Genomic DNA, 23309 nt, shown 5'->3' on the forward strand with positions numbered 1-23309 from the left:
CACGATTAATCGTAGAATCGTACCCCTAAATGCGCCGTCGTTAACGTAGCGCAAAGAAAATAGCACCGTAGTTCAGTCTATTACCAGCCCCGAACGAAACGTCTATACTCGCTTCAATTAGCCGGGTTTACGGCGAAAGGATGCAAAACAATTATGGCTCACACTCATTTATTAGCAGAAAGAATTTCCCGTCTCAGCGGCGCGCTGGAAAAAGGGCTATTTGAACGTAGCCACGCCATCCGCCTCTGTTTACTGGCGGCACTGAGCGGCGAAAGCGTCTTTCTGCTGGGGCCACCCGGTATCGCAAAAAGCCTGATTGCCCGCCGGCTGAAATTCGCGTTTCAGCACGCCAGAGCCTTTGAGTATCTGATGACCCGCTTTTCCACGCCGGAAGAGGTATTCGGCCCGCTCTCCATCCAGGCGCTTAAAGATGAAGGACGCTATGAGCGTTTGACGGCAGGTTATCTCCCGGAAGCGGAGATTGTGTTTCTCGATGAAATCTGGAAAGCCGGTCCGGCGATCCTCAATACCCTGCTCACCGCCATCAATGAACGCCGGTTCCGCAATGGCGCGTATGAGGGAAAAATCCCGATGCGCCTGCTGGTGGCGGCTTCTAACGAACTGCCGGAAGCCGACAGCAGCCTCGAAGCCTTATATGACCGCATGCTGATCCGCCTGTGGCTCGATAAGGTGCAGGATAAAGCGAACTTCCGCTCGCTGCTGATTAGCCAGCAGGATGAAAACGATAACCCGGTACCTGCCGCTTTGCAGGTAACGGACGAAGAGTACCAGCAGTGGCAGCAGGACATTGGCAAAATCAAGCTGCCGGATGCGGTATTCGATCTGGTCTTTATGCTGCGCCAGCAGCTGGATGCCCTGCCGGGGGCGCCTTACGTCTCCGATCGGCGCTGGAAGAAAGCCATTCGCCTGTTGCAGGCCAGCGCTCTGTTCAGCGGCCGCGATGCGGTTGCCCCAATCGATCTGATCCTGCTGAAGGATTGTCTGTGGCATGACGCCAACGGTATGAACCTGATGCAGCAGCAGCTGGAAATATTGATGACCGGGCACGCCTGGGGGCAGCAGGAGATGCTGAACCAGCTTGGGGCCATCACCCAACGTCGTCTTCAGCTTCAGCAGCAGCAAAGCGATAAAACTGCCCTGCGTGTCAGCCGTCAGAGCGGCATGTTTGCCCGGCGTCCACACTATGAATTACCGGCAGAACTGAGCGAGACCACCCTGACGCTGCTCCTCCAGCAGCCGCTTAAGCTCCATGATATGCAGGTGATTCACATCACCATTGAGCGCGAAGCCCTGTCGCAGTGGCTGTCCAAAGGCGGCGAGATCCGCGGCAAACTCAACGGGATCGGCTTTGCCCAGCTGCTCAATATGGAAGTGGACGGCAGTCTGCATCTGGTGATCCGCGACGTCAGCCTGCAGGGATCGCGTCTTGCCCTGCCGGGCACCACCTCTGACAGCGTCCCGGAAGAGATCAAACAGCAGCTGGAAGCGCTGGATAACCAGTGGCATCTGCAGCACACCCGCTTCAGCGAGCAGCAAAAATGTCTGTTTATTCACAGCGACTGGCTGGGTCGGATTGAATCGAGCCTGCAGGACGTGAGCGCGCAGATCAAACAGGCGCGTCAATGCTGACGCTGGATACGCTCAACGTTATGCTCGCCGTCGGCGAGGAGGGGATGATTGAAGAGATCATCCTGACCCTGCTGGCCTCGCCACAGCTGGCGATCTTTTTCGAAAAATTCCCCCGGCTTAAAACGGCCATCACCGACGATCTCCCGCGCTGGCGGGACAATTTACGCAAAAGGCTGAAAGATACCCGCGTCCCGCCAGAACTTACCGAAGAGGTGATGTGCTATCAGCAGAGCCAGTTGCTCTCCACACCCCAGCTGATTGTCCAATTGCCGCAGATTTTAACCCTGCTGGATAAGGTGCACTCCCCGTACGCCAGCCAGGCCCGGCAGCTGGTGGTGGATAACGCCACCTTTACGCCCGCCCTGCATACCCTCTTTTTACAGCGCTGGCGTTTGAGCCTGGTGGTGCAGGCCACCTCCCTGAATCAGCAGCTGCTGGAAGAGGAGCGCGAACAGCTGCTCAGCGAAGTGCAGGAGCGTATGACCCTGGCCGGGGCGCTGGAGCCGGTGCTGGTGGAGAACGAAAACGCCGCCGGTCGCCTGTGGGATATGAGCGCTGGTCAGCTCAAACGCGGGGATTATCAGCTTATCGTCCGCTATGGCGACTTCCTTGCGCAGCAGCCGGAGCTGATGCAGCTGGCTGAACAACTGGGCCGTTCCCGGGAGGCGAAGTCGGTGCCAAAAAAGGATGCGCCGCTGGAAACCTTCCGTACCCTGGTGCGCGAACCGGCGACGGTACCAGAGCAGGTGGACGGCCTGCAGCAGAGCGACGACATTCTGCGCCTGCTTCCGCCCGAACTGGCCACCCTGGGTATCACCGAGCTGGAGTATGAGTTTTACCGGCGGCTGGTGGAGAAGCAGCTCCTGACCTATCGCCTGCATGGGGATGCCTGGCGGGAGAAGGTCAGCCAGCGTCCGGCTGTGCATCAGGATTTCGACGAACAGCCCCGCGGGCCGTTTATCGTCTGCGTGGACACCTCGGGGTCGATGGGCGGCTTCAATGAACAGTGCGCCAAAGCCTTTTGCCTGGCGCTGATGCGGGTGGCGCTGGCCGACAGGCGGCGCTGCTTTATCATGCTGTTTTCCAGCGAGGTGGTGGGCTACGAGCTGTCGGGCCAGCACGGCCTCGAGCAGGCGATCCGCTTCTTAAGCCAGCGCTTTCGCGGCGGGACCGATCTCGCCAGCTGTTTTCGCGCCATTATCGAGCGGATGCAGGGCGGAGAGTGGTATGACGCCGACGCGGTGGTGATCTCGGATTTTATTGCCCAGCGGCTGCCGGATGAGGTGGTGAGTAAAGTGAAGGTGTTGCAGCGGGAGCATCAGCATCGTTTTCACGCGGTGGCGATGTCCACCCATGGAAAACCCGGCATCATGCGCATCTTCGATCATATCTGGCGCTTTGATACCGGGCTGCGTAGCCGCCTGCTGCGGCGCTGGAAACGTTAATTACAGCAGCGCATCCACGCTGTCACGCACCTGCTGTGGCCATACGCCACACTGCACCTGGCCGATGTGGGAGAGCTGCAGCAGTAGCATGGTCAGACGAGACTGGCCAATGCCGCCGCCGATAGTCTGCGGCATCTCACCGCGCAGCAGCGCCTGGTGCCACTCCAGCTTGAGGCGATCTTCATCACCGGTGATTGCCAGCTGACGCTGCAGGGCTTCGGCATCGACGCGGATCCCCATGGAAGAGAGCTCAAACGCATCTTCCAGAACCGGGTTCCACACCAGGATATCGCCGTTCAGACCCGCCAGGCCGCTCTCACCTTCGCTGCTCCAGTCATCATAATCTGGCGCACGAACGTCGTGGCGCTGACCATGAGACAGCTTGCCGCCGATCCCAATCAGGAATACGGCCCCTAATTCTTTCGCGATCGCCCGCTCACGACCTTTGGCATCCAGATCCGGGAAGCGGGTCAGCAGTTCCTGGCTGTGAACAAACTGGATCTTCTCCGGCAGGAACGGGGTCAGACCAAACTCTTTGCTGACCGCCGCTTCGGTCTCTTTGATCCCGGCATAAATGGCTTCTACCGTCGCCTTCAGCGTACGGGTATGACGTTCGCCATCCCCCATCACGCGTTCCCAGTCCCACTGGTCAACGTAAACAGAGTGAATGGCGGTAAGGCGGTCTTCATCGGGGCGAAGGGCTTTCATGTGCGTGTAAAGCCCTTCGCCCGCGCTGAAGTCGTGTTGTCCCAGGGTTTGACGCTTCCACTTCGCCAGGGAATGAACCACTTCGAACTGGGCATCTGGCAGTGTTTTCACTTTCACCTGTACCGCTTTTTCGCAACCAGACAGGTTGTCCTGCGTCCCGTCGCCCACGCGGCTTAAGATCGGAGCCTGGACTTCAATAAGACCAAGCTTCTCTTCCAGCTGGCGGGAAAAATGGGATTTTACGAAACTGATCTGGCGTTGTTGTGCGATGTAAGCGGTTTTCATTTTTTATACTCCTGCGTCCTGTTGGCATTGATTAAGCAATAAAAAAGTATCACTTTCAATAATCCAACAATAAAACTCCGCTATCACTTTTGATTCGATAAAATTAAACGCTAAAATAGAATGAATCATTAATCTTCATAAGAAAAAGCTATGGAAAATTATCAGATCGACAATCTGGACCGCGGCATCCTCGAGGCCCTGATGGCTAATGCCCGTACTGCCTATGCCGAACTGGCCAAACAGTTTGGCGTCAGCCCGGGCACCATTCATGTGCGCGTAGAGAAGATGAAGCAGGCGGGGATCATTACCGGGGCGCATATCGACGTCAGTCCGAAACAGCTGGGGTACGACGTCTGCTGCTTTATCGGCATTATCCTCAAGAGCGCGAAAGATTATCCTTCGGCGCTGGCAAAGCTCAATGCGCTGGATGAGGTGACCGAGGCCTACTACACCACCGGCCACTACAGCATCTTTATTAAGGTGATGTGCCGATCGATCGACGCCCTGCAGCAGGTACTTATCAACAAGATCCAAACAATCGATGAAATTCAGTCCACCGAGACGTTGATCTCCCTGCAGAACCCGATCATGCGCACCATCCGCCCCTGATCGGGCAAATTCATACCCACATTTTCCACAGGTAGATCCCAGCTCGCTCACAGCGTACAATGATCCCTCTTTATATGAGCGAGCGATCCATGGCAGATATTACTCTTATCAGCGGCAGTACCCTTGGCGGGGCTGAATATGTCGCGGAACACCTGGCTGAAAAGCTGGAAGACGCCGGTTTTTCCACTGAAACGCTGCACGGGCCGTTATTAGAAGATCTGCCGATCGACGGGATCTGGCTGTTGATCACCTCCACCCACGGTGCGGGCGATCTTCCGGATAACCTTCTTCCTTTATATGAAGAGTTAAAAGAGCAGCAGCCCAACCTGGCGAACGTCCGTTTTGGGGCGATTGGCATTGGCAGCCGGGAATATGACACCTTCTGCGGTGCCGTTGAGAAAGTCGAGATCGAACTGAAGGCCTGTGGGGCACAACAGATCGGCGAAACGCTGAAGATCAACATCCTCGATCACGATATTCCGGAGGATCCAGCCGAACTTTGGCTGGCTGAATGGAAAAATTTACTCAAAAACGATTAAAGATCGTGCGATCAGATGTGGATAACTCTGGTTAAAAGCTTGGATCAACCGGTAGTTATCCCAATAACAACCCGTGACGACTTTTTGTGCTGTGTATAACTACGCGATCTGATCCCAGCTTATACGTTGCAGGATCACCGATCATTCACAGCAAACGATCCTCTCTAAACGCATGATCTTCTTCGGGAGATCCGGCTTATCCACAGAAATCCGCGATCCTAATAAGAGATCACAATAAAACAGATCTCTAAATAAAAAGATCTTCTTTTTAATAGCCAGGATCCCAGTGCTTTCTCGATCGACTAAAGTTGAGTAGAATCCACGGCCCGGGCTTCAATCCATTTTCTTACCGCTTTACGCGAGGCAGACCACCATGTTTTATCAGGATCCTTTTGACGTCATCATCATTGGCGGGGGTCATGCAGGCACCGAGGCCGCAATGGCCGCGGCGCGAATGGGTCAACAGACCCTGCTTTTGACACACAATATCGACACGCTAGGACAGATGTCCTGTAATCCGGCGATTGGCGGCATTGGGAAAGGACACCTGGTAAAAGAAGTGGATGCGCTTGGCGGCCTGATGGCAACCGCAATCGACCATGCGGGCATCCAGTTTAGGATACTAAACGCGAGCAAAGGACCTGCCGTTCGTGCCACCCGTGCACAGGCAGACCGCGTGCTCTATCGTCAGGCGGTGCGTACCGCGCTGGAGAATCAGCCGAACCTGATGATCTTCCAGCAGGCGGTTGAAGATCTGATCGTCGAAAACGATCGTGTCGTTGGCGCCGTGACCCAGATGGGTCTGAAGTTTCGTGCCAAAGCCGTCGTGCTGACCGTCGGGACCTTCCTCGACGGCAAAATTCATATCGGAATGGATAACTACAGCGGTGGCCGTGCTGGCGATCCGCCGTCCATTCCGCTGTCGCGCCGTCTGCGCGAGCTGCCGCTGCGCGTCAGCCGCCTGAAAACCGGTACACCACCGCGCATTGACGCCCGCACCATTGATTTCAGCGTGCTGGCAAAACAGCACGGCGATAACCCAATGCCGGTCTTCTCGTTCATGGGCAACGTGGATCAACATCCGCGCCAGGTGCCGTGCTATGTCACGCACACCAACGAGAAAACCCATGACGTGATCCGCAATAACCTCGATCGCAGCCCAATGTATGCCGGGGTGATCGAAGGGATCGGCCCACGCTACTGTCCGTCGATCGAAGACAAGGTGATGCGCTTTGCCGATCGTAACCAGCACCAGATCTTCCTTGAACCGGAAGGGCTGACCTCCAACGAGATCTACCCGAACGGTATCTCCACCAGCCTGCCTTTCGACGTACAGATGCAGATCGTCCGTTCGATGCAGGGGATGGAGAATGCGAAGATCGTGCGTCCGGGCTATGCCATCGAGTACGACTTCTTCGATCCGCGTGACCTGAAGCCGACCCTCGAGAGCAAATATATCCAGGGGCTGTTCTTCGCGGGCCAGATCAACGGCACCACCGGTTACGAAGAAGCGGCTGCGCAGGGTCTGCTGGCCGGTCTGAACGCCGCGCGCTGCTCAGCCGAGAAAGAGGGCTGGGCGCCGGGTCGTTCTCAGGCTTACCTGGGCGTGCTGGTGGATGACCTTTGCACCCTGGGGACCAAAGAGCCGTACCGCATGTTTACCTCTCGTGCGGAATATCGTCTGATGCTGCGTGAAGATAACGCCGACCTGCGCCTGACCGAAATCGGTCGTGAGCTGGGTCTGGTGGATGACGCGCGCTGGGCGCGTTTCAACGAGAAGCTGGAGAACATCGAGCGCGAACGTCAGCGCCTGAAGTCCACCTGGGTCAACCCAACCACCGGCTCTGTAGACGAAGTGAATGCTCACCTGTCTGCGCCGCTGTCGCGTGAAGCCAGCGGGGAAGATTTGCTCCGTCGTCCGGAGATGACCTACGACCAGCTGATCCAGATGACGCCGTTCGCGCCGGGTCTGGAAGACGTGCAGGCCGCTGAGCAGGTCGAAATCCAGGTGAAATACGAAGGTTACATCGCCCGTCAGCAGGATGAGATCGAGAAACAGCAGCGCAACGAGAGTACGATCCTCCCGGCCACGCTGGATTACCGCCAGGTTAACGGCCTCTCCAACGAGGTGATTGCCAAGCTGAATGACCATAAGCCGTCATCCATCGGCCAGGCATCGCGTATCTCCGGCGTCACCCCTGCGGCCATCTCCATTCTGCTGGTGTGGCTGAAAAAACAGGGTATGCTGCGCCGCAGCGCGTAATCGTAAGAACTGCCCGGTGATGCGTAGCGATCCGGGCCGACAGAACTCCGTAGCGCGGGTAAGCATAGCGCCACCCGCCAAAACGCATCTCAACAGGTATTCACCGTGCTCAACAAACTCACTCGTCTGCTGGATCAAGCCGGTATTTCGCTCACCGATCACCAGAAAAATCAGCTGGTGGGGTATGTCGATATGCTGCACAAATGGAACAAGGCCTATAACCTCACCTCGGTTCGCGACCCGAATGAGATGCTGGTGCGTCATATTCTCGACAGCATCGTCGTAGCGCCTCACCTCCAGGGCGAGCGTTTTATCGATGTGGGTACCGGCCCGGGCCTGCCAGGTATTCCGCTCTCTATCGTACGCCCTGAGTGCCAGTTCACGCTGCTGGACAGCCTGGGCAAGCGTGTGCGCTTCCTGCGCCAGGTTCAACATGAACTGAAGCTGGAAAATATTCATCCGGTGCAGAGTAGGGTAGAGGAGTTTCCCGCCGAACCGCCATTTGATGGCGTGATCAGCCGGGCGTTTGCCTCGCTCAATGACATGATTGACTGGTGTAAGCATCTGCCTGCGCAGAACGGGCGCTTCTATGCCCTGAAAGGGATCCTGCCGGAAGATGAAATTGCACAATTGCCTGCCGGGTTTGAGGTGGAGGCTGCCATTAAATTGCGCGTTCCGCAGCTGGAAGGTGAACGTCATCTGGTGATCGTTAAGCCAAACAATTTTTAAAAAAATAATAAAAAATGTGGAATTTGTGCTGTTCTTAGTATGTTAAAAAACAGGCGTCGGGCTAAGAAATATACAGCGCTTATTTAACCGCTTTTTTACTATGGATTTTCTTTGGGTTAACCTGAGTGCGTAGTTAACCCACAATATAATCAACTTTGAAAATATCAGCGTGCTAAAAGTAGGAAAGGGTAACCAGATTGCAATGTTAAATATTTATTATAAATGTCAATAAAAGGTTTCCGTTGTATACAGGGCTGTTTTGAAAATAGTTGCTGAAATTAAGCTTTAATATCATAAAGTTGAAATATGACGATTTACTGATTTAATTTATTCGACCTTATCGTAAATGTGTATTTTGTGATCTCGTGCACGCTTTATCGCCAACGTTTCCGCGCAGTTTGCAGTTTTGACGCGTCATTCACAGTTTGATGAAAAGTTAAGAAATAGCGCCGGGGAAAAATATTTAAACATTTATTCACCTTTTCGCTACTTATTGTTTGAAATCACGGGGACGCACCGTATAATTTGACCGCTTTTTGCTGCTTGACTCTGAGCCTTAAAGGACGTTTTATACGACACGCGGCATACCTCGAAGGGAGCAGGAGTAAAAACGTGATGTCTGTGTCGCTCTTGAGTCGAAACGTTGCTCGTAAGCTTCTGTTCATTCAGTTTCTGGCGGTGATAGCAAGCGGATTGCTGTTCTGCCTCAAAGACCCCTTCTGGGGCATCTCTGCGGTAAGCGGAGGTTTGGCAGTTGTTGTGCCAAATATGTTGTTTATGATTTTTGCCTGGCGTCATCAGGCGCATACACCTGCCAAAGGCCGCATGGCCTGGTCCTTCGCTCTGGGCGAAGTGTGTAAGGTGTTGCTGACCTTTGCCCTTCTGGTGGTGGCGCTGGCGGTTTTTAAAGTGGTATTTTTGCCGCTGATAGTGACGTGGGTTTTGGTGCTGGTGGTACAAGTTCTGGCGCCAGCTGTAATCAATAACAAAGGGTAAAAGGCATCATGGCTTCAGAAAATATGACGCCGCAGGATTACATAGGTCACCATCTGAACAACCTTCAGATCGACCTGCGTACATTCTCGCTGGTGGATCCGCATAACCCCCCAGCCACCTTCTGGACGATCAATATCGACTCCATGTTCTTCTCGGTGGTACTGGGTCTGTTGTTCCTGGCCATTTTCCGCGGCGTTGCGAAACGTGCAACCAGCGGCGTTCCAGGGAAATTCCAGACCTTCATCGAAATGATCATTGGCTTCGTCCATGGCAGCGTCAAAGACATGTACCACGGCAAGAGCAAGGTGATTGCACCGCTGGCGCTTACCGTCTTTGTGTGGGTCTTCCTGATGAACTTGATGGACCTGCTGCCGATCGACCTGCTGCCGTTTATCGGCGAGCATATCTTCGGTCTGCCTGCCCTGCGTGTGGTGCCGTCTGCTGACGTCAACATTACCCTGTCTATGGCACTGGGCGTGTTCATCCTGATTCTTTTCTACAGCATCAAAATGAAAGGCGTAGGCGGCTTCGTGAAAGAGCTTACCTTGCAGCCGTTCAACCACTGGGCGTTTATTCCGGTCAACCTGATCCTGGAAGGCGTTAGCCTGCTGTCCAAACCGATTTCTCTCGGTCTGCGACTGTTCGGCAACATGTATGCGGGTGAGCTGATTTTCATTCTGATCGCGGGTCTTCTGCCGTGGTGGTCACAGTGGGTTCTGAATGTGCCATGGGCCATTTTCCACATCCTGATTATTACGCTGCAAGCCTTTATCTTCATGGTTCTGACGATCGTCTATCTGTCGATGGCGTCTGAAGAGCACTGATTCTTTACCAACACTACTACGTTTTAACTGAAACAAACTGGAGACTGTCATGGAAAACCTGAATATGGATCTGCTGTACATGGCTGCCGCTGTGATGATGGGTCTGGCGGCTATCGGTGCTGCGATCGGTATCGGCATCCTCGGGGGCAAATTCCTGGAAGGCGCAGCGCGTCAACCGGATCTGATTCCTCTGCTGCGTACTCAGTTCTTTATCGTTATGGGTCTGGTGGATGCTATCCCGATGATCGCTGTAGGTCTGGGTCTGTACGTGATGTTTGCTGTCGCGTAGTAAGTAGATTTAAACCCTAAGCCACAGTTGTAAATTTAAAGAGGTATTGTGCTGTGAACATGAACGCAACAATCCTCGGCCAGGCCATCGCGTTTGTTATCTTTGTCTGGTTCTGCATGAAGTATGTATGGCCGCCATTAATGGCAGCCATCGAAAAACGTCAGAAAGAAATTTCTGACGGCCTGGCTTCTGCAGAACGCGCTAAGAAAGATTTGGACCTTGCACAGGCCAACGCGACCGACCAGCTGAAAAAAGCGAAAGCGGAAGCCCAGGTAATCATCGAGCAGGCGAACAAACGTCGTTCTCAGATCCTGGACGAAGCGAAAGCGGAAGCAGAACAGGAACGTACTAAAATCGTGACGCAAGCGCAGGCAGAAATTGATGCCGAGCGTAAACGTGCTCGCGAAGAGCTGCGTAAGCAGGTCGCGATTCTGGCTGTTGCTGGCGCCGAGAAGATCATCGAACGTTCCGTGGATGAAGCTGCTAACAGCGACATCGTGGACAAACTTGTCGCTGAACTGTAAGGAGGGAGGGGCTGATGTCTGAATTTGTTACGGTAGCTCGCCCCTACGCCAAAGCAGCTTTTGACTTTGCTATCGAACACCAAAATGTCGATCGCTGGCAGAACATGCTGGCGTTTGCCGCTGAGGTAACGAAAAACGAACATATGGCTGAGATGCTTTCAGGTGCACTGGCACCAGAAACCCTCGCCAGTTCGTTCATCGCCATTTGCGGTGAGCAGCTGGACACCAACGGTCAGAACCTGATTCGGGTAATGGCAGAAAATGGTCGTCTGAAAGCGCTCCCGGATGTTCTTGAGCAGTTCGAGCACCTGCGTGCCCTCAGTGAAGCCACCGTTGAAGTTCACGTAACTTCTGCGACTGAGCTGAGTAACGAACAGCTTGCGAAAATCACCGCCGCGATGGAAAAACGTCTGTCACGCAAAGTGAAGCTGAATTGCAATATCGATAAGTCTGTAATGGCGGGCGTAATCATCCGTGCGGGTGATATGGTCATTGATGGCAGCGTACGCGGCCGTCTTGAGCGCCTTGCAGACGTCTTGCAGTCTTAAGGGGACTGGAGCATGCAACTGAATTCCACCGAAATCAGCGAACTGATCAAGCAGCGCATTGCTCAGTTCAGTGTTGTGAGTGAAGCTCACAACGAAGGTACTATTGTTTCTGTAAGCGACGGTGTTATCCGCATCCACGGCCTGGCCGATTGTATGCAGGGTGAAATGATTTCCCTGCCGGGTAACCGTTACGCTATCGCACTGAACCTGGAGCGCGACTCCGTAGGTGCAGTTGTGATGGGTCCTTACGCTGACCTCGCCGAAGGCATGAAGGTTAAGTGTACTGGCCGTATTCTTGAAGTTCCAGTTGGCCGCGGCCTGCTGGGTCGCGTGGTGAACACCCTGGGTGCGCCAATCGACGGTAAAGGTCCGGTTGATAACGATGGCTTCTCGCCAATCGAAGTTATCGCACCGGGCGTAATCGACCGTCAGTCCGTCGACCAGCCAGTGCAGACCGGTTATAAATCCGTCGACGCCATGATCCCAATCGGCCGTGGCCAGCGTGAGCTGATCATCGGTGACCGTCAGACCGGTAAAACCGCGATGGCAATCGATGCGATCATCAACCAGCGCGACTCCGGCATCAAATGTGTGTACGTGGCTATCGGCCAGAAAGCGTCCACCATTTCTAACGTGGTTCGTAAACTGGAAGAGCACGGCGCGCTGGCTAACACCATCGTTGTTGTGGCTACCGCTTCTGAATCTGCTGCACTGCAATACCTGGCTCCGTATGCCGGTTGCGCAATGGGCGAATACTTCCGTGACCGCGGTGAAGATGCGCTGATCGTTTATGATGACCTGTCCAAACAGGCCGTTGCATACCGTCAGGTTTCCCTGCTGCTCCGTCGTCCACCAGGACGTGAAGCATTCCCGGGCGACGTATTCTACCTGCACTCCCGTCTGCTGGAGCGTGCATCCCGCGTTAACGCGGAATACGTTGAGAACTTCACTAAAGGTGAAGTGAAAGGCCAGACCGGTTCTCTGACCGCACTGCCGATCATCGAAACCCAGGCGGGTGACGTTTCTGCGTTCGTTCCGACCAACGTAATCTCCATTACCGATGGTCAGATCTTCCTGGAAACCAACCTGTTTAACTCCGGTATTCGTCCGGCAGTTAACCCGGGTATCTCCGTATCCCGTGTGGGTGGTGCAGCGCAGACCAAGATCATCAAAAAACTGTCCGGTGGTATCCGTACCGCGCTGGCACAGTATCGTGAACTTGCAGCGTTCTCCCAGTTTGCATCTGACCTTGACGATGCAACCCGTAAACAGCTTGACCACGGTCAGAAAGTGACCGAGCTGCTGAAACAGAAACAGTATGCCCCTATGTCAGTCGCACAGCAGGGCCTGGTACTGTTCGCAGCAGAACGTGGTTATCTGGGGGATGTAGAACTGGCGAAAATCGGTAGCTTCGAAGCCGCTCTGTTGGCTTTCGCTGACCGTGACCATGCTCCGCTGATGCAAGAGATCAACCAGTCCGGTGGCTATAACGACGAAATCGAAGGCAAGCTGAAGAGCCTGCTCGATTCCTTCAAAGCAACCCAGTCCTGGTAAAGTCTGGCGGTCTGTCTTAGGGCAGACCGCAAGGCATTGAGGAGAAGCTCATGGCCGGCGCAAAAGAGATACGTAGTAAGATCGCAAGCGTCCAGAACACGCAAAAGATCACTAAAGCGATGGAGATGGTCGCCGCTTCCAAAATGCGTAAATCGCAGGAGCGTATGGCGGCCAGCCGTCCTTATGCAGATACCATGCGCAAAGTGATTGGTCACCTTGCGAGCGGTAATCTGGAATATAAGCACCCTTACCTGGAAGAACGCGACGTTAAGCGCGTGGGCTACCTGGTGGTGTCGACCGACCGTGGTCTGTGTGGCGGCTTGAACATTAACCTGTTCAAAAAACTGCTGGCGGATATGAAAGCATGGTCCGATAAAGGCGTTCAGAGCGATATCGCGATGATCGGCTCCAAGGGCGTCTCTTTCTTCAATTCCGTCGGCGGCAATATTGTCGCCCAGGTGACTGGTATGGGTGATAACCCGTCCCTGTCCGAACTGATCGGCCCGGTAAAAGTGATGTTGCAGGCCTATGATGAAGGCCGTCTGGACAGGCTGTACGTTGTCAGCAACAAATTTATTAACACCATGTCTCAGGTTCCGACCCTTACTCAACTGCTGCCATTACCGGCATCAGACGAGCCAGAGTTGAAGCAAAAATCTTGGGATTACCTGTATGAACCCGATCCAAAACCGCTGCTGGATACCCTGCTGCGTCGTTATGTTGAATCTCAGGTTTATCAGGGCGTGGTAGAAAACCTGGCCAGCGAGCAGGCCGCACGTATGGTGGCGATGAAAGCCGCGACCGACAATGGCGGCAGCCTGATTAAAGAGCTGCAGTTGGTATACAACAAAGCTCGTCAGGCCAGCATTACTCAGGAACTCACCGAGATCGTCGGTGGTGCATCCGCGGTATAACCAGGTTAATTCGTAGAGGATTCAAGATGGCTACTGGAAAAATTGTCCAGGTAATCGGCGCCGTGGTTGACGTCGAGTTCCCTCAGGATGCCGTACCGCGCGTGTACGATGCTCTTGAGGTTCAGAATGGTAATGAGAGCCTGGTGCTGGAAGTTCAGCAGCAGCTCGGCGGCGGTATCGTGCGTACCATCGCCATGGGTTCTTCCGATGGTCTGCGTCGTGGTCTGGAAGTTAAAGACCTCGAACACCCAATCGAAGTACCAGTAGGTAAAGCAACCCTGGGTCGTATCATGAACGTCCTGGGTCAGCCGATCGACATGAAAGGCGACATCGGCGAAGAAGAGCGTTGGGCTATCCACCGTTCAGCACCTTCCTATGAAGAGCTGTCCAGCTCTCAGGAACTGCTGGAAACCGGCATCAAAGTTATCGACCTGATGTGTCCGTTCGCGAAGGGCGGTAAAGTCGGTCTGTTCGGCGGTGCGGGTGTAGGTAAAACCGTAAACATGATGGAGCTGATCCGTAACATCGCGATCGAGCACTCCGGTTATTCCGTGTTTGCAGGCGTGGGTGAGCGTACTCGTGAGGGTAACGACTTCTACCACGAAATGACCGACTCCAACGTTCTGGACAAAGTATCCCTGGTTTACGGCCAGATGAACGAGCCACCAGGAAACCGTCTGCGCGTTGCGCTGACCGGCCTGACCATGGCTGAGAAGTTCCGTGACGAAGGTCGTGACGTACTGCTGTTCGTTGACAACATCTACCGTTACACCCTGGCCGGTACGGAAGTATCCGCACTGCTGGGTCGTATGCCATCAGCGGTAGGCTACCAGCCGACCCTGGCGGAAGAGATGGGTGTTCTGCAGGAACGTATCACCTCTACCAAAACCGGTTCTATCACCTCCGTTCAGGCGGTATACGTACCTGCGGATGACTTGACTGACCCATCTCCAGCCACCACCTTTGCGCACTTAGATGCAACCGTGGTACTGAGCCGTCAGATCGCGTCTCTGGGTATCTACCCGGCCGTTGACCCGCTGGACTCCACCAGCCGTCAGCTGGATCCACTGGTTGTTGGTCAGGAACACTACGACACCGCGCGTGGCGTACAGTCCCTGCTGCAGCGTTATCAGGAACTGAAAGACATCATCGCCATCCTGGGTATGGATGAACTGTCAGAAGAAGACAAACTGGTGGTAGCACGTGCGCGTAAGATCCAGCGCTTCCTGTCCCAGCCGTTCTTCGTTGCAGAAGTATTTACCGGTTCCCCGGGCAAATACGTTGCGCTGAAAGACACCATCCGTGGCTTTAAAGGCATCATGGAAGGCGAATACGATCACCTGCCGGAGCAGGCGTTCTATATGGTGGGTTCCATCGACGAAGCCGTGGAAAAAGCCAAAAAACTTTAACGCCTTAATCGGAGGGTGATATGGCAATGACTTACCACCTGGACGTCGTCAGCGCAGAGCAACAAATGTTCTCTGGTCTGGTCGAGAAAATCCAGGTAACGGGTAGCGAAGGTGAACTGGGTATCTTCCCGGGACACGCCCCGCTGCTCACCGCCATTAAGCCTGGTATGATCCGCATCGTTAAACAGTTCGGTCATGAAGAGTTTATCTATCTGTCTGGTGGCATTATTGAAGTGCAACCTGGCAGCGTGACCGTGCTGGCTGATACCGCAATTCGTGGCCAGGATCTCGACGAAGCGCGAGCTCTGGAATCGAAGCGTAAAGCAGAAGAGCACATTAAGAGCTCTCATGGCGACGTGGATTACGCTCAGGCGTCTGCAGAGCTGGCCAAAGCGATCGCGAAACTGCGCGTTATCGAGTTGACCAAAAAAGCGATGTAACACCGGCTTGAAAGTACGAAAGCCAGTCTGGTCTCCAGACTGGCTTTTTTTATGGCGCTGTTTCAGTAAATCTGAAACTAAAACGAGGTTTTATTATTTTTTGATTTAGATCACAAAAAAGATTGATCGGCGAAATGGTCAGGAGTAGACTTCGTTTTGTGATGAATGTCACAAAACTGAACTCAAACAATATCAGGATGCCATCATGAAACTTATCAACAAAATCATCGCCCTCTTCAGCAACATGAGCGTTTCTTTCGGTACGTTCAACCACTAAGTGCTGATGTGCCGGGTGGCGCCACGCTTACCGTCGTGTGATAAGCGAAGCGCCGCTCTGGTTATTGGGTCTGTACCTGCGTTTTGTCTAACTCCTTCCCGTCTGCATTCACGCTTTTACCCTTCACGATAAAGTAGTTCGTATTATCGATGGTCCCCATGACCGCATCATCATACTCACCCGGCTGATTACGGATCGACAGGTTGCCAGTAAAGGTCCCCTGAGTCGTGACGTCGCCGTACGGGCTCGGGCGGAAAATATAGTTAAAGCGCTGGTTATCCACCGCGATGTTGTTCTCTACCACCAGCTTGCCCGGGTTAAAGTTATCGGTGAAGCCGTCCAGATGATTGCCGGTGGCTTTGCTGTTGCGGATCTGGTGCGCCACTGGCTGCCCTTCCCCGCCGAGCTTGAAGCCGTTACTGGTATTGTTGCTGGCAACAGAGTTCTCGATCACCACCACGCCGTTCGCACCATCCTCGATCTTATTGAACAGGTCGAAACCGTCGTCGATATTGTCGTGGGCATAGCAATGCTCCAGTCGGTTGCCTTCCCCTACGCGCATCTTCACCGCAAAGCCATCGGCGTTAATCTTGCCGGGATCCTCATTGGCATAGGATTCGGAATCCACCACCCGGTTATAGCTTGCCCATAACGGTCGGCCAATCTTCTCCGGAGAGGAGATCTGGATCCCGGTGTCGTCATTGCGGTACGCGGTGACGCGCTCGATCAGATTATGGCTGCCCTGCACGCGCAGGCTCTTCTCAGTGACGTCGATACCCTGGATATGCCAGTAGCTGGCGTCCAGCAGCAGGCCGCGGACCACCACTTTACCCTCTGCCTGCAGGGCCTTGATCCTGTCGCTGCTGCCGCTGGCCGAGAGCGGGATCTCGCTGCGAGGATAATCGCCGCTTTTCAGCACCAGCTTACCGCCGGGGGCCAGCAGCGCGATGGCGGTGGCGAGATCCAGCGGCGCATCGGCGGTGCCTTTCGCCTCCGCTTTACCGTCCGGTGCGGCATACAGCAGCGCCGTATCCCTGTCGGCGACGCGCTCAACGGTCAGTTGCTGGTTCACCGGCTCGCCCTGAGACGGGGTAAAAGTCAGCGTAAAGGTGCTGGTCTGCTCAAGGCGTGCGGGCAGGGTGTACATCTCTCCCGCTTTTACCGCTTTCTCATTACCGATCACCACTTCGTTTTGCCGGACGCTGAATACCCCGTCTGCATTGGCGCGGGCCTGCAACAGGTAATCCCCGGAAGCGCTGATGTTCCCGGAAGCCAGCTGCACCACCACCGGCAGCGGCTCTGCCTGCCATGGCGTTGAAGGGAGGGTATGGGCGGGCGTAGTGGTCAGCGAGGCGTTGGACACCGTGATTCTGGCATTCCGCGAGGCGAAGAAGCCGACGTAATAGCGATCCGGATTTTGCACCGAAATCAGATCTGCGCGCGGCACGCTCTTGCTCACCCAGCTGTCGCTGTCTACCGGGGCCCATGCGGTAATAAACCCGTCGTCCGTGCGCTGCAGCTTGAGACGAAACTCCGGGGTCTGACTCAGGTCTACCTCTTCCTTGTAACTCTGTTTTTTAATGGCTGCCCCGGCATTACCCCACGGCTGAGTGATCCCCTCCCGGGTGATGGCCTGCATTTTTACCCGCTGATGATCTTTTTTATCCTGGGTCATGATGGCATTCATCACCAGGTTCGACGCCGCGGGGAACTCCTCATACCCGATTTTCAGCGGCAGCTGACGCGGGTTGCCGAGGACATCCCGCACCAGCAGCCCGGCCCCTTCCTGCGCGGCGGGTTTGGCACCATTCTCCGGTCCAAACTGATCCACCCGGACGTTGGCCTGCAGGACGAAATTCTCGTTCGCCGGAAGTTCGGTATAGAAAAAGGTTAACCCGTCGTGGGAGTTGGCTATTTTGCCGCCACGGCTCTCCAGAGTGATGGCTTTTGACAGGTCGGCACTCTCCTGCGGCGTGAGCTTTTTCCCGTCGATAGTGACATCATTGACGCCAATTTTTTCCGGTAGCACGTTGGATGAAAAATTCGCATCCGTGGATTGCCCAAACGCAATGGCTTTCCAGACATGAGGCTGTTCGGCAGCCGTGGCGGAAAAAGCGCTACACATCATCAGGGCCAGAGGTATTTTAGACTTCATCTTATTCTCCTGAGTAATAATTGAGCGCTATTATTATCAGAATAAAACAGTGTTTCTTTTTTGTGGGTCACATATTTCGATAATTAAAACAGTGTTTTGGTTAGGGTGGTCTTTATTCATGAAGCGAAACAACAGTTAACATGTTGTGCGGGCTGGAGACTTCCTCAAAGGGCGCTATATTCCATAGGCAAAGTCCTTTACTCTGCTGTAAAAAGTACCTTTAAACGGCCCGAAACCGGCGAGATTGTGCGTTTTACCGCCTCTCCATTTTATGGCGCAAAATATGTAGAATTTTCAACGCCAAAGGGTTTTACTTTTCACTCAAATTACAGTCAGGACGTGTATGTTGAACAACGCAATGAGCGTGGTCATTCTTGCCGCAGGCAAAGGCACCCGCATGTATTCCGATCTTCCTAAAGTGCTGCATACCCTGGCAGGGAAAGCGATGGTGCAGCATGTCATTGATGCCGCTAATGAAATGGGCGCGAACCAGGTTCACCTGGTCTACGGTCACGGTGGCGATCTGCTGAAGCAGACGCTGCGTGATGACAAGCTCAACTGGGTATTGCAGGCAGAACAGCTGGGTACCGGTCACGCCATGCAGCAGGCCGCCCCGTTCTTCTCCGACGACGAAGACATTCTGATGCTCTACGGCGACGTACCGCTGATCTCCGTGGAGACGCTGGTTCGCCTGCGTGCCGCGAAGCCGCAGGGCGGCATTGGCCTGCTGACCGTTAAGCTGGACGATCCCACCGGTTATGGCCGAATCACCCGTGAAAACGGCAAGGTGACGGGCATTGTCGAGCACAAAGACGCCACCGATGCGCAGCGTGAAATCCAGGAAATTAACACCGGTATTCTGATCGCCAATGGCGCAGACATGAAGCGCTGGCTGTCGCAGTTGGATAACAACAATGCGCAGGGCGAATTCTATATCACCGATATCATCGCGATGGCGTATCAGGAAGGACGTGAGATTGCTGCCGTTCATCCGGCGCGCATCAGCGAAACGGACGGCGTGAATAACCGCCTGCAGCTCTCCCGTCTCGAGCGTATTTATCAGTCCGAGCAGGCCGAAAAACTGCTGCTGGCGGGCGTAATGTTGCGCGATCCGTCGCGTTTCGATCTGCGTGGGGTGCTTATTCACGGGCGCGACGTCGAGATTGATACTAACGTTATTCTGGAAGGCAACGTAACGCTGGGTAACCGCGTCAAAATTGGCACCGGTTGCGTGATCAAAAACAGCGTGATTGGCGACGACTGCGAAATCAGCCCGTACAGCGTGGTGGAAGATGCCCATCTGGAAGCCGCCTGCACTATCGGGCCGTTCGCCCGTCTGCGTCCGGGCGCTGAACTGCTGGAAGGTGCTCACGTTGGCAACTTCGTCGAAATGAAAAAAGCGCGTCTGGGTAAAGGCTCTAAAGCAGGGCATCTTAGCTATCTGGGCGATGCGGAGATTGGCGATAACGTGAATATCGGGGCCGGAACCATTACCTGCAACTACGACGGCGCGAACAAGTTTAAAACCATTATTGGCGACGACGTGTTTGTCGGTTCCGATTCGCAGCTGGTGGCTCCTGTCACTATCGGCAAAGGCGTGACCATTGCCGCGGGCACGACCGTGACGCGCGATGTGGCGGAAAACGAGCTGGTGATCAGCCGCGTGCCACAGGTTCACAAGCAGGGCTGGAAACGCCCGGTGAAGAAGTAAAAGTATTTTCGGGATGAGGGGATAACATAATCCCCCTCCCATAAGCAGTACCCATAAAAATAACCCCACTCTCTACAAGGCTCGGGGCGCCCGAAAAGGGCATACCCAACGGATTTCGCGTTGTGGCAAGGCGGCAAGCGTATGAGTCCATGGGAGCTTACTTAAGTAAGTGACCGTGGCGAAGACGTGAAGCCAACGCAGTCACGGCGTGAAAGACGAAGGGTAAATACAGGTCAGCGACAACGCAGGCGTAAAGCCTCTATTCGGAATCTAAAACTATGTGTGGAATTGTTGGCGCAGTCGCGCAGCGTGATATTGCTGAAATCCTTCTCGAAGGGTTACGTCGTCTGGAATACCGTGGTTACGACTCTGCCGGTCTGGCAGTGGTCGATGCAGAAGGGCACATGACCCGTCTGCGCCGCCTCGGTAAGGTAAACATGCTGTCACAGGCCGCGGAAGAAACCCCGCTGCACGGCGGCACAGGCATTGCCCATACCCGTTGGGCGACCCACGGTGAACCTTCTGAAGGCAACGCGCACCCGCATGTCTCTGAACACATTGTGGTGGTGCATAACGGCATCATCGAAAACCACGAGCCGTTGCGCGAACAACTCACCGAGCGCGGCTATACCTTCGTGTCCGAAACCGACACCGAAGTCATCGCTCATCTGGTTCACTGGGAGCTGGAGCAGGGCGGTACGCTGCGTGAAGCCGTACTGCGTGCGATCCCACAGCTGCGCGGCGCCTACGGCACCGTGATCATGGACAGCCGTGACCCGTCCACCCTGCTGGCCGCCCGCTCGGGTAGCCCGATGGTGATTGGTCTGGGGATGGGCGAAAACTTTATCGCTTCCGATCAGCTGGCGCTGCTGCCGGTAACCCGTCGCTTTATCTTCATGGAAGAGGGTGATATTGCGGAAGTAACCCGTCGTGACGTGAAGATTTTTGATAAAACTGGCGAGCCGGTGAAGCGTCAGGACATCGAATCCAGCCTGCAGTACGACGCCGGTGACAAAGGCGCTTACCGTCACTACATGCAGAAAGAGATCTACGAACAGCCAAACGCCATCAAAAACACCCTGACCGGGCGCATCAGCCACGGTCAGGTGGATCTGAGCGAACTGGGTGCTAACGCCAACGAGATGCTGGCTAACGTCGAGCATATTCAGATCGTCGCCTGCGGCACCTCCTACAACTCCGGTATGGTCTCCCGCTACTGGTTTGAAGCGCTGGCCGGCGTGCCGTGCGACGTGGAAATCGCCTCTGAATTCCGCTATCGCAAATCGGCCGTGCGCCGTAACAGCCTGATGATCACCCTGTCCCAGTCCGGTGAAACCGCCGATACCCTGGCGGCGCTGCGTCTCTCTAAAGAGCTGGGTTACCTCGGTTCGCTGGCGATCTGTAACGTGCCGGGCTCCTCGCTGGTGCGTGAATCCGATCTGGCGCTGATGACTAAAGCTGGCACCGAAATCGGCGTGGCCTCCACCAAAGCGTTCACCACCCAGCTGACGGTTCTGCTGATGCTGGTGGCGAAACTGGCCCGCCTGAAAGGCCAGGATGCCTCTGTTGAGCATGACATCGTGCATGGCCTGCAGGCGCTGCCGAGCCGTATTGAGCAGATGCTCTCTCAGGACAAACGCATTGAAGCCCTGGCGGAATCCTTCTCCGACAAGCATCACGCCCTGTTCCTCGGTCGTGGCGATCAGTACCCGATCGCGCTGGAAGGTGCCCTGAAGCTGAAAGAGATCTCCTACATCCACGCGGAAGCCTACGCCGCAGGCGAGCTGAAACACGGCCCGCTGGCGCTGATCGACGCGGATATGCCGGTGATCGTGGTGGCACCTAACAACGAACTGCTGGAAAAACTGAAATCCAACATCGAAGAAGTTCGCGCCCGTGGCGGCGTTCTGTTTGTCTTCGCCGATAAAGATGCCGGTTTCGTCAGCAGCGACAACATGCACATCATCGAGATGCCGCATGTGGAAGAGGTGATCGCGCCAATCTTCTATACCGTACCGCTGCAGCTGCTGTCGTATCACGTCGCGCTGATCAAAGGTACCGACGTTGACCAGCCGCGTAACCTGGCGAAGTCCGTTACCGTAGAGTAATCCCCTCAGGCTCCACCTTCGGGTGGAGCTTTTTTATCCGCATTTTTTAATGACAAACTGTCATCTTCAGCTAACTTTTTCAGTGTCACGGAAAGAAAATTTTTCTGAAATCTTAGCGTCATAATCATATCTAACATGCTGATTTTTAATCTTTATTTAAACTTTCCCAAAGCGAAATTCTCGCTGTCATAAAACTGTCATAATTCGTACATTTATCTGTCACCTGTTTGTCCTATTTTGCTCATCGTAGCCACTAAACAACGATTTACGAAAATCTTGCAGGAGACATTATGAAAGTTATGCGTACCACTGTCGCAACTGTTGTCGCCGCGACCTTATCGATGAGCGCGTTCTCTGTCTTTGCAGAGGCAAGCCTGACTGGCGCTGGTGCAACCTTCCCTGCGCCGGTGTATGCCAAATGGGCTGATACCTACCAGAAAGAGACTGGTAACAAGGTGAACTACCAGGGTATCGGCTCCTCCGGTGGCGTTAAACAAATTACCGCGAATACCGTTGATTTCGGTGCATCTGATGCGCCGCTGTCGGATGAAAAACTGACGCAGGAAGGCCTGTTCCAGTTCCCGACCGTTATCGGTGGTGTTGTGCTGGCGGTGAATATCCCTGGCCTGAAGTCCGGCGAACTGGTGCTGGATGGCAAAACCCTGGGCGATATCTACCTCGGCAAAATCAAAAAATGGGATGACGAAGCCATCACCAAACTGAACCCGGGCGTTAAGCTGCCTTCGCAGAACATCGCTGTGGTTCGTCGCGCTGACGGTTCCGGCACCTCCTTCGTCTTCACCAGCTACCTGGCGAAAGTGAACGAAGAGTGGAAATCCAAAGTCGGTTCTGGCTCTACCGTGAACTGGCCTACCGGTCTGGGCGGTAAAGGTAACGACGGTATCGCCGCTTTCGTACAGCGTCTGCCTGGCTCAATCGGCTACGTAGAGTACGCTTACGCCAAGCAGAACAACCTGGCATACACCAAACTGGTCTCTGCTGACGGTAAACCAGTAAGCCCGACCGAAGAGAACTTTGCTAACGCGGCGAAAGGCGCGGACTGGAGCAAATCCTTCGCTCAGGACCTGACTAACCAGAAAGGCGAAGGCGCGTGGCCAATCACCTCCACCACCTTCATCCTGGTCCACAAAGATCAGAAGAAACCTGAGCAGGGCGCAGAAGTGCTGAAGTTCTTCGACTGGGCATACAAAAACGGCGGCAAACAGGCTAACGACCTGGATTACGCCAGCCTGCCGGACAGCGTGGTTGAGCAGATTCGTGCTGCATGGAAAACCAACGTGAAAGACAGCAGCGGTAAAGCGCTGTACTAAC

General features: G+C 54.5%; 20 protein-coding genes. 18 read left to right on the forward strand and 2 right to left on the reverse strand.

Annotated features, from left to right (window positions below; translation table 11 throughout):
* The first annotated feature begins 153 nt into the window (after positions 1–153).
* On the forward strand, positions 154–1650 hold the full coding sequence (gene ravA, locus WFO70_RS17560) for an ATPase RavA (RefSeq protein WP_337017935.1): 1497 nt from the start codon (positions 154–156) through the stop codon (positions 1648–1650).
* A complete protein-coding gene (viaA, locus tag WFO70_RS17565; protein WP_337017937.1) occupies positions 1644–3095 on the forward strand; it encodes an ATPase RavA stimulator ViaA in 1452 nt (483 codons plus the stop codon). The genes ravA and viaA overlap by 7 nt, the downstream gene beginning before the upstream one ends.
* On the opposite strand, the gene asnA is transcribed toward viaA, so the two are convergent.
* A complete protein-coding gene (asnA, locus tag WFO70_RS17570) occupies positions 3096–4088 on the reverse strand; it encodes an aspartate--ammonia ligase (protein WP_337017939.1) in 993 nt (330 codons plus the stop codon). It lies immediately after the preceding gene.
* Between the two features lie 150 nt (positions 4089–4238).
* On the opposite strand from asnA, the gene asnC reads away from it, so the two are divergent.
* The 13 genes from asnC (at position 4239) to WFO70_RS17635 (ending at position 15726) form a co-directional block, all read left to right on the forward strand.
* Entirely contained in the window at positions 4239–4697 is a 459-nt protein-coding gene (asnC, locus tag WFO70_RS17575; RefSeq protein WP_032615488.1) for a transcriptional regulator AsnC, read from the forward strand.
* A gap of 89 nt (positions 4698–4786) precedes the next feature.
* The gene (mioC, locus tag WFO70_RS17580) at positions 4787–5236 is read left to right on the forward strand and encodes an FMN-binding protein MioC (RefSeq protein ID WP_337017941.1); all 450 of its coding nucleotides are present in this window, start codon (positions 4787–4789) and stop codon (positions 5234–5236) included.
* A 373-nt stretch (positions 5237–5609) separates the two neighbouring features.
* Positions 5610–7499 carry a tRNA uridine-5-carboxymethylaminomethyl(34) synthesis enzyme MnmG gene (gene mnmG, locus WFO70_RS17585; protein ID WP_337017943.1) on the forward strand — a complete coding sequence of 630 codons (1890 nt, stop codon included), beginning with the start codon at positions 5610–5612 and terminating at the stop codon, positions 7497–7499.
* A gap of 105 nt (positions 7500–7604) precedes the next feature.
* The gene (gene rsmG / locus WFO70_RS17590; protein ID WP_337017945.1) at positions 7605–8228 is read left to right on the forward strand and encodes a 16S rRNA (guanine(527)-N(7))-methyltransferase RsmG; all 624 of its coding nucleotides are present in this window, start codon (positions 7605–7607) and stop codon (positions 8226–8228) included.
* 615 nt (positions 8229–8843) lie between these two features.
* Positions 8844–9224: a F0F1 ATP synthase subunit I gene (gene atpI, locus WFO70_RS17595; protein WP_271266132.1), complete on the forward strand. Its 381-nt coding sequence runs from the start codon at positions 8844–8846 to the stop codon at positions 9222–9224.
* Positions 9225–9232: 8 nt separating this feature from the next.
* Positions 9233–10048, forward strand: coding sequence for a F0F1 ATP synthase subunit A (atpB, locus tag WFO70_RS17600; protein WP_142487639.1), 816 nt, complete (start codon positions 9233–9235; stop codon positions 10046–10048).
* A 49-nt stretch (positions 10049–10097) separates the two neighbouring features.
* Positions 10098–10337, forward strand: a complete 240-nt coding sequence (gene atpE, locus WFO70_RS17605) for a F0F1 ATP synthase subunit C (protein ID WP_000429386.1) — start codon at positions 10098–10100, stop codon at positions 10335–10337.
* A gap of 53 nt (positions 10338–10390) precedes the next feature.
* Positions 10391–10861 carry a F0F1 ATP synthase subunit B gene (atpF, locus tag WFO70_RS17610; protein ID WP_032615498.1) on the forward strand — a complete coding sequence of 157 codons (471 nt, stop codon included), beginning with the start codon at positions 10391–10393 and terminating at the stop codon, positions 10859–10861.
* Between the two features lie 14 nt (positions 10862–10875).
* Positions 10876–11409, forward strand: a complete 534-nt coding sequence (gene atpH, locus WFO70_RS17615; RefSeq protein ID WP_032615500.1) for a F0F1 ATP synthase subunit delta — start codon at positions 10876–10878, stop codon at positions 11407–11409.
* A 12-nt stretch (positions 11410–11421) separates the two neighbouring features.
* Positions 11422–12963 carry a F0F1 ATP synthase subunit alpha gene (gene atpA, locus WFO70_RS17620; RefSeq protein WP_106995538.1) on the forward strand — a complete coding sequence of 514 codons (1542 nt, stop codon included), beginning with the start codon at positions 11422–11424 and terminating at the stop codon, positions 12961–12963.
* A gap of 50 nt (positions 12964–13013) precedes the next feature.
* A complete protein-coding gene (gene atpG, locus WFO70_RS17625; RefSeq protein ID WP_250586703.1) occupies positions 13014–13877 on the forward strand; it encodes a F0F1 ATP synthase subunit gamma in 864 nt (287 codons plus the stop codon).
* A gap of 26 nt (positions 13878–13903) precedes the next feature.
* Complete coding sequence (gene atpD, locus WFO70_RS17630; protein WP_032615506.1) at positions 13904–15286, forward strand: F0F1 ATP synthase subunit beta; 1383 nt, start codon at positions 13904–13906, stop codon at positions 15284–15286.
* Positions 15287–15306: 20 nt separating this feature from the next.
* Complete coding sequence (locus tag WFO70_RS17635; protein ID WP_039032217.1) at positions 15307–15726, forward strand: F0F1 ATP synthase subunit epsilon; 420 nt, start codon at positions 15307–15309, stop codon at positions 15724–15726.
* A gap of 338 nt (positions 15727–16064) precedes the next feature.
* Here the strand turns inward: WFO70_RS17635 and WFO70_RS17640 are convergent, their stop codons facing one another.
* The gene (locus WFO70_RS17640) at positions 16065–18158 is read right to left on the reverse strand and encodes a right-handed parallel beta-helix repeat-containing protein (RefSeq protein ID WP_337017951.1); all 2094 of its coding nucleotides are present in this window, start codon (positions 18156–18158) and stop codon (positions 16065–16067) included.
* 343 nt (positions 18159–18501) lie between these two features.
* On the opposite strand from WFO70_RS17640, the gene glmU reads away from it, so the two are divergent.
* From glmU to pstS, 3 genes are all read left to right on the forward strand, one after another.
* Positions 18502–19869, forward strand: coding sequence for a bifunctional UDP-N-acetylglucosamine diphosphorylase/glucosamine-1-phosphate N-acetyltransferase GlmU (glmU, locus tag WFO70_RS17645; protein WP_337017953.1), 1368 nt, complete (start codon positions 18502–18504; stop codon positions 19867–19869).
* 278 nt (positions 19870–20147) lie between these two features.
* Positions 20148–21977: a glutamine--fructose-6-phosphate transaminase (isomerizing) gene (gene glmS / locus WFO70_RS17650; protein ID WP_337017955.1), complete on the forward strand. Its 1830-nt coding sequence runs from the start codon at positions 20148–20150 to the stop codon at positions 21975–21977.
* A 290-nt stretch (positions 21978–22267) separates the two neighbouring features.
* Positions 22268–23308 carry a phosphate ABC transporter substrate-binding protein PstS gene (gene pstS, locus WFO70_RS17655; protein WP_337017957.1) on the forward strand — a complete coding sequence of 347 codons (1041 nt, stop codon included), beginning with the start codon at positions 22268–22270 and terminating at the stop codon, positions 23306–23308.
* Position 23309: the final 1 nt, after the last annotated feature.

Source organism: Leclercia sp. AS011 (assembly GCF_037152535.1).
Classification (GTDB): domain Bacteria; phylum Pseudomonadota; class Gammaproteobacteria; order Enterobacterales; family Enterobacteriaceae; genus Enterobacter.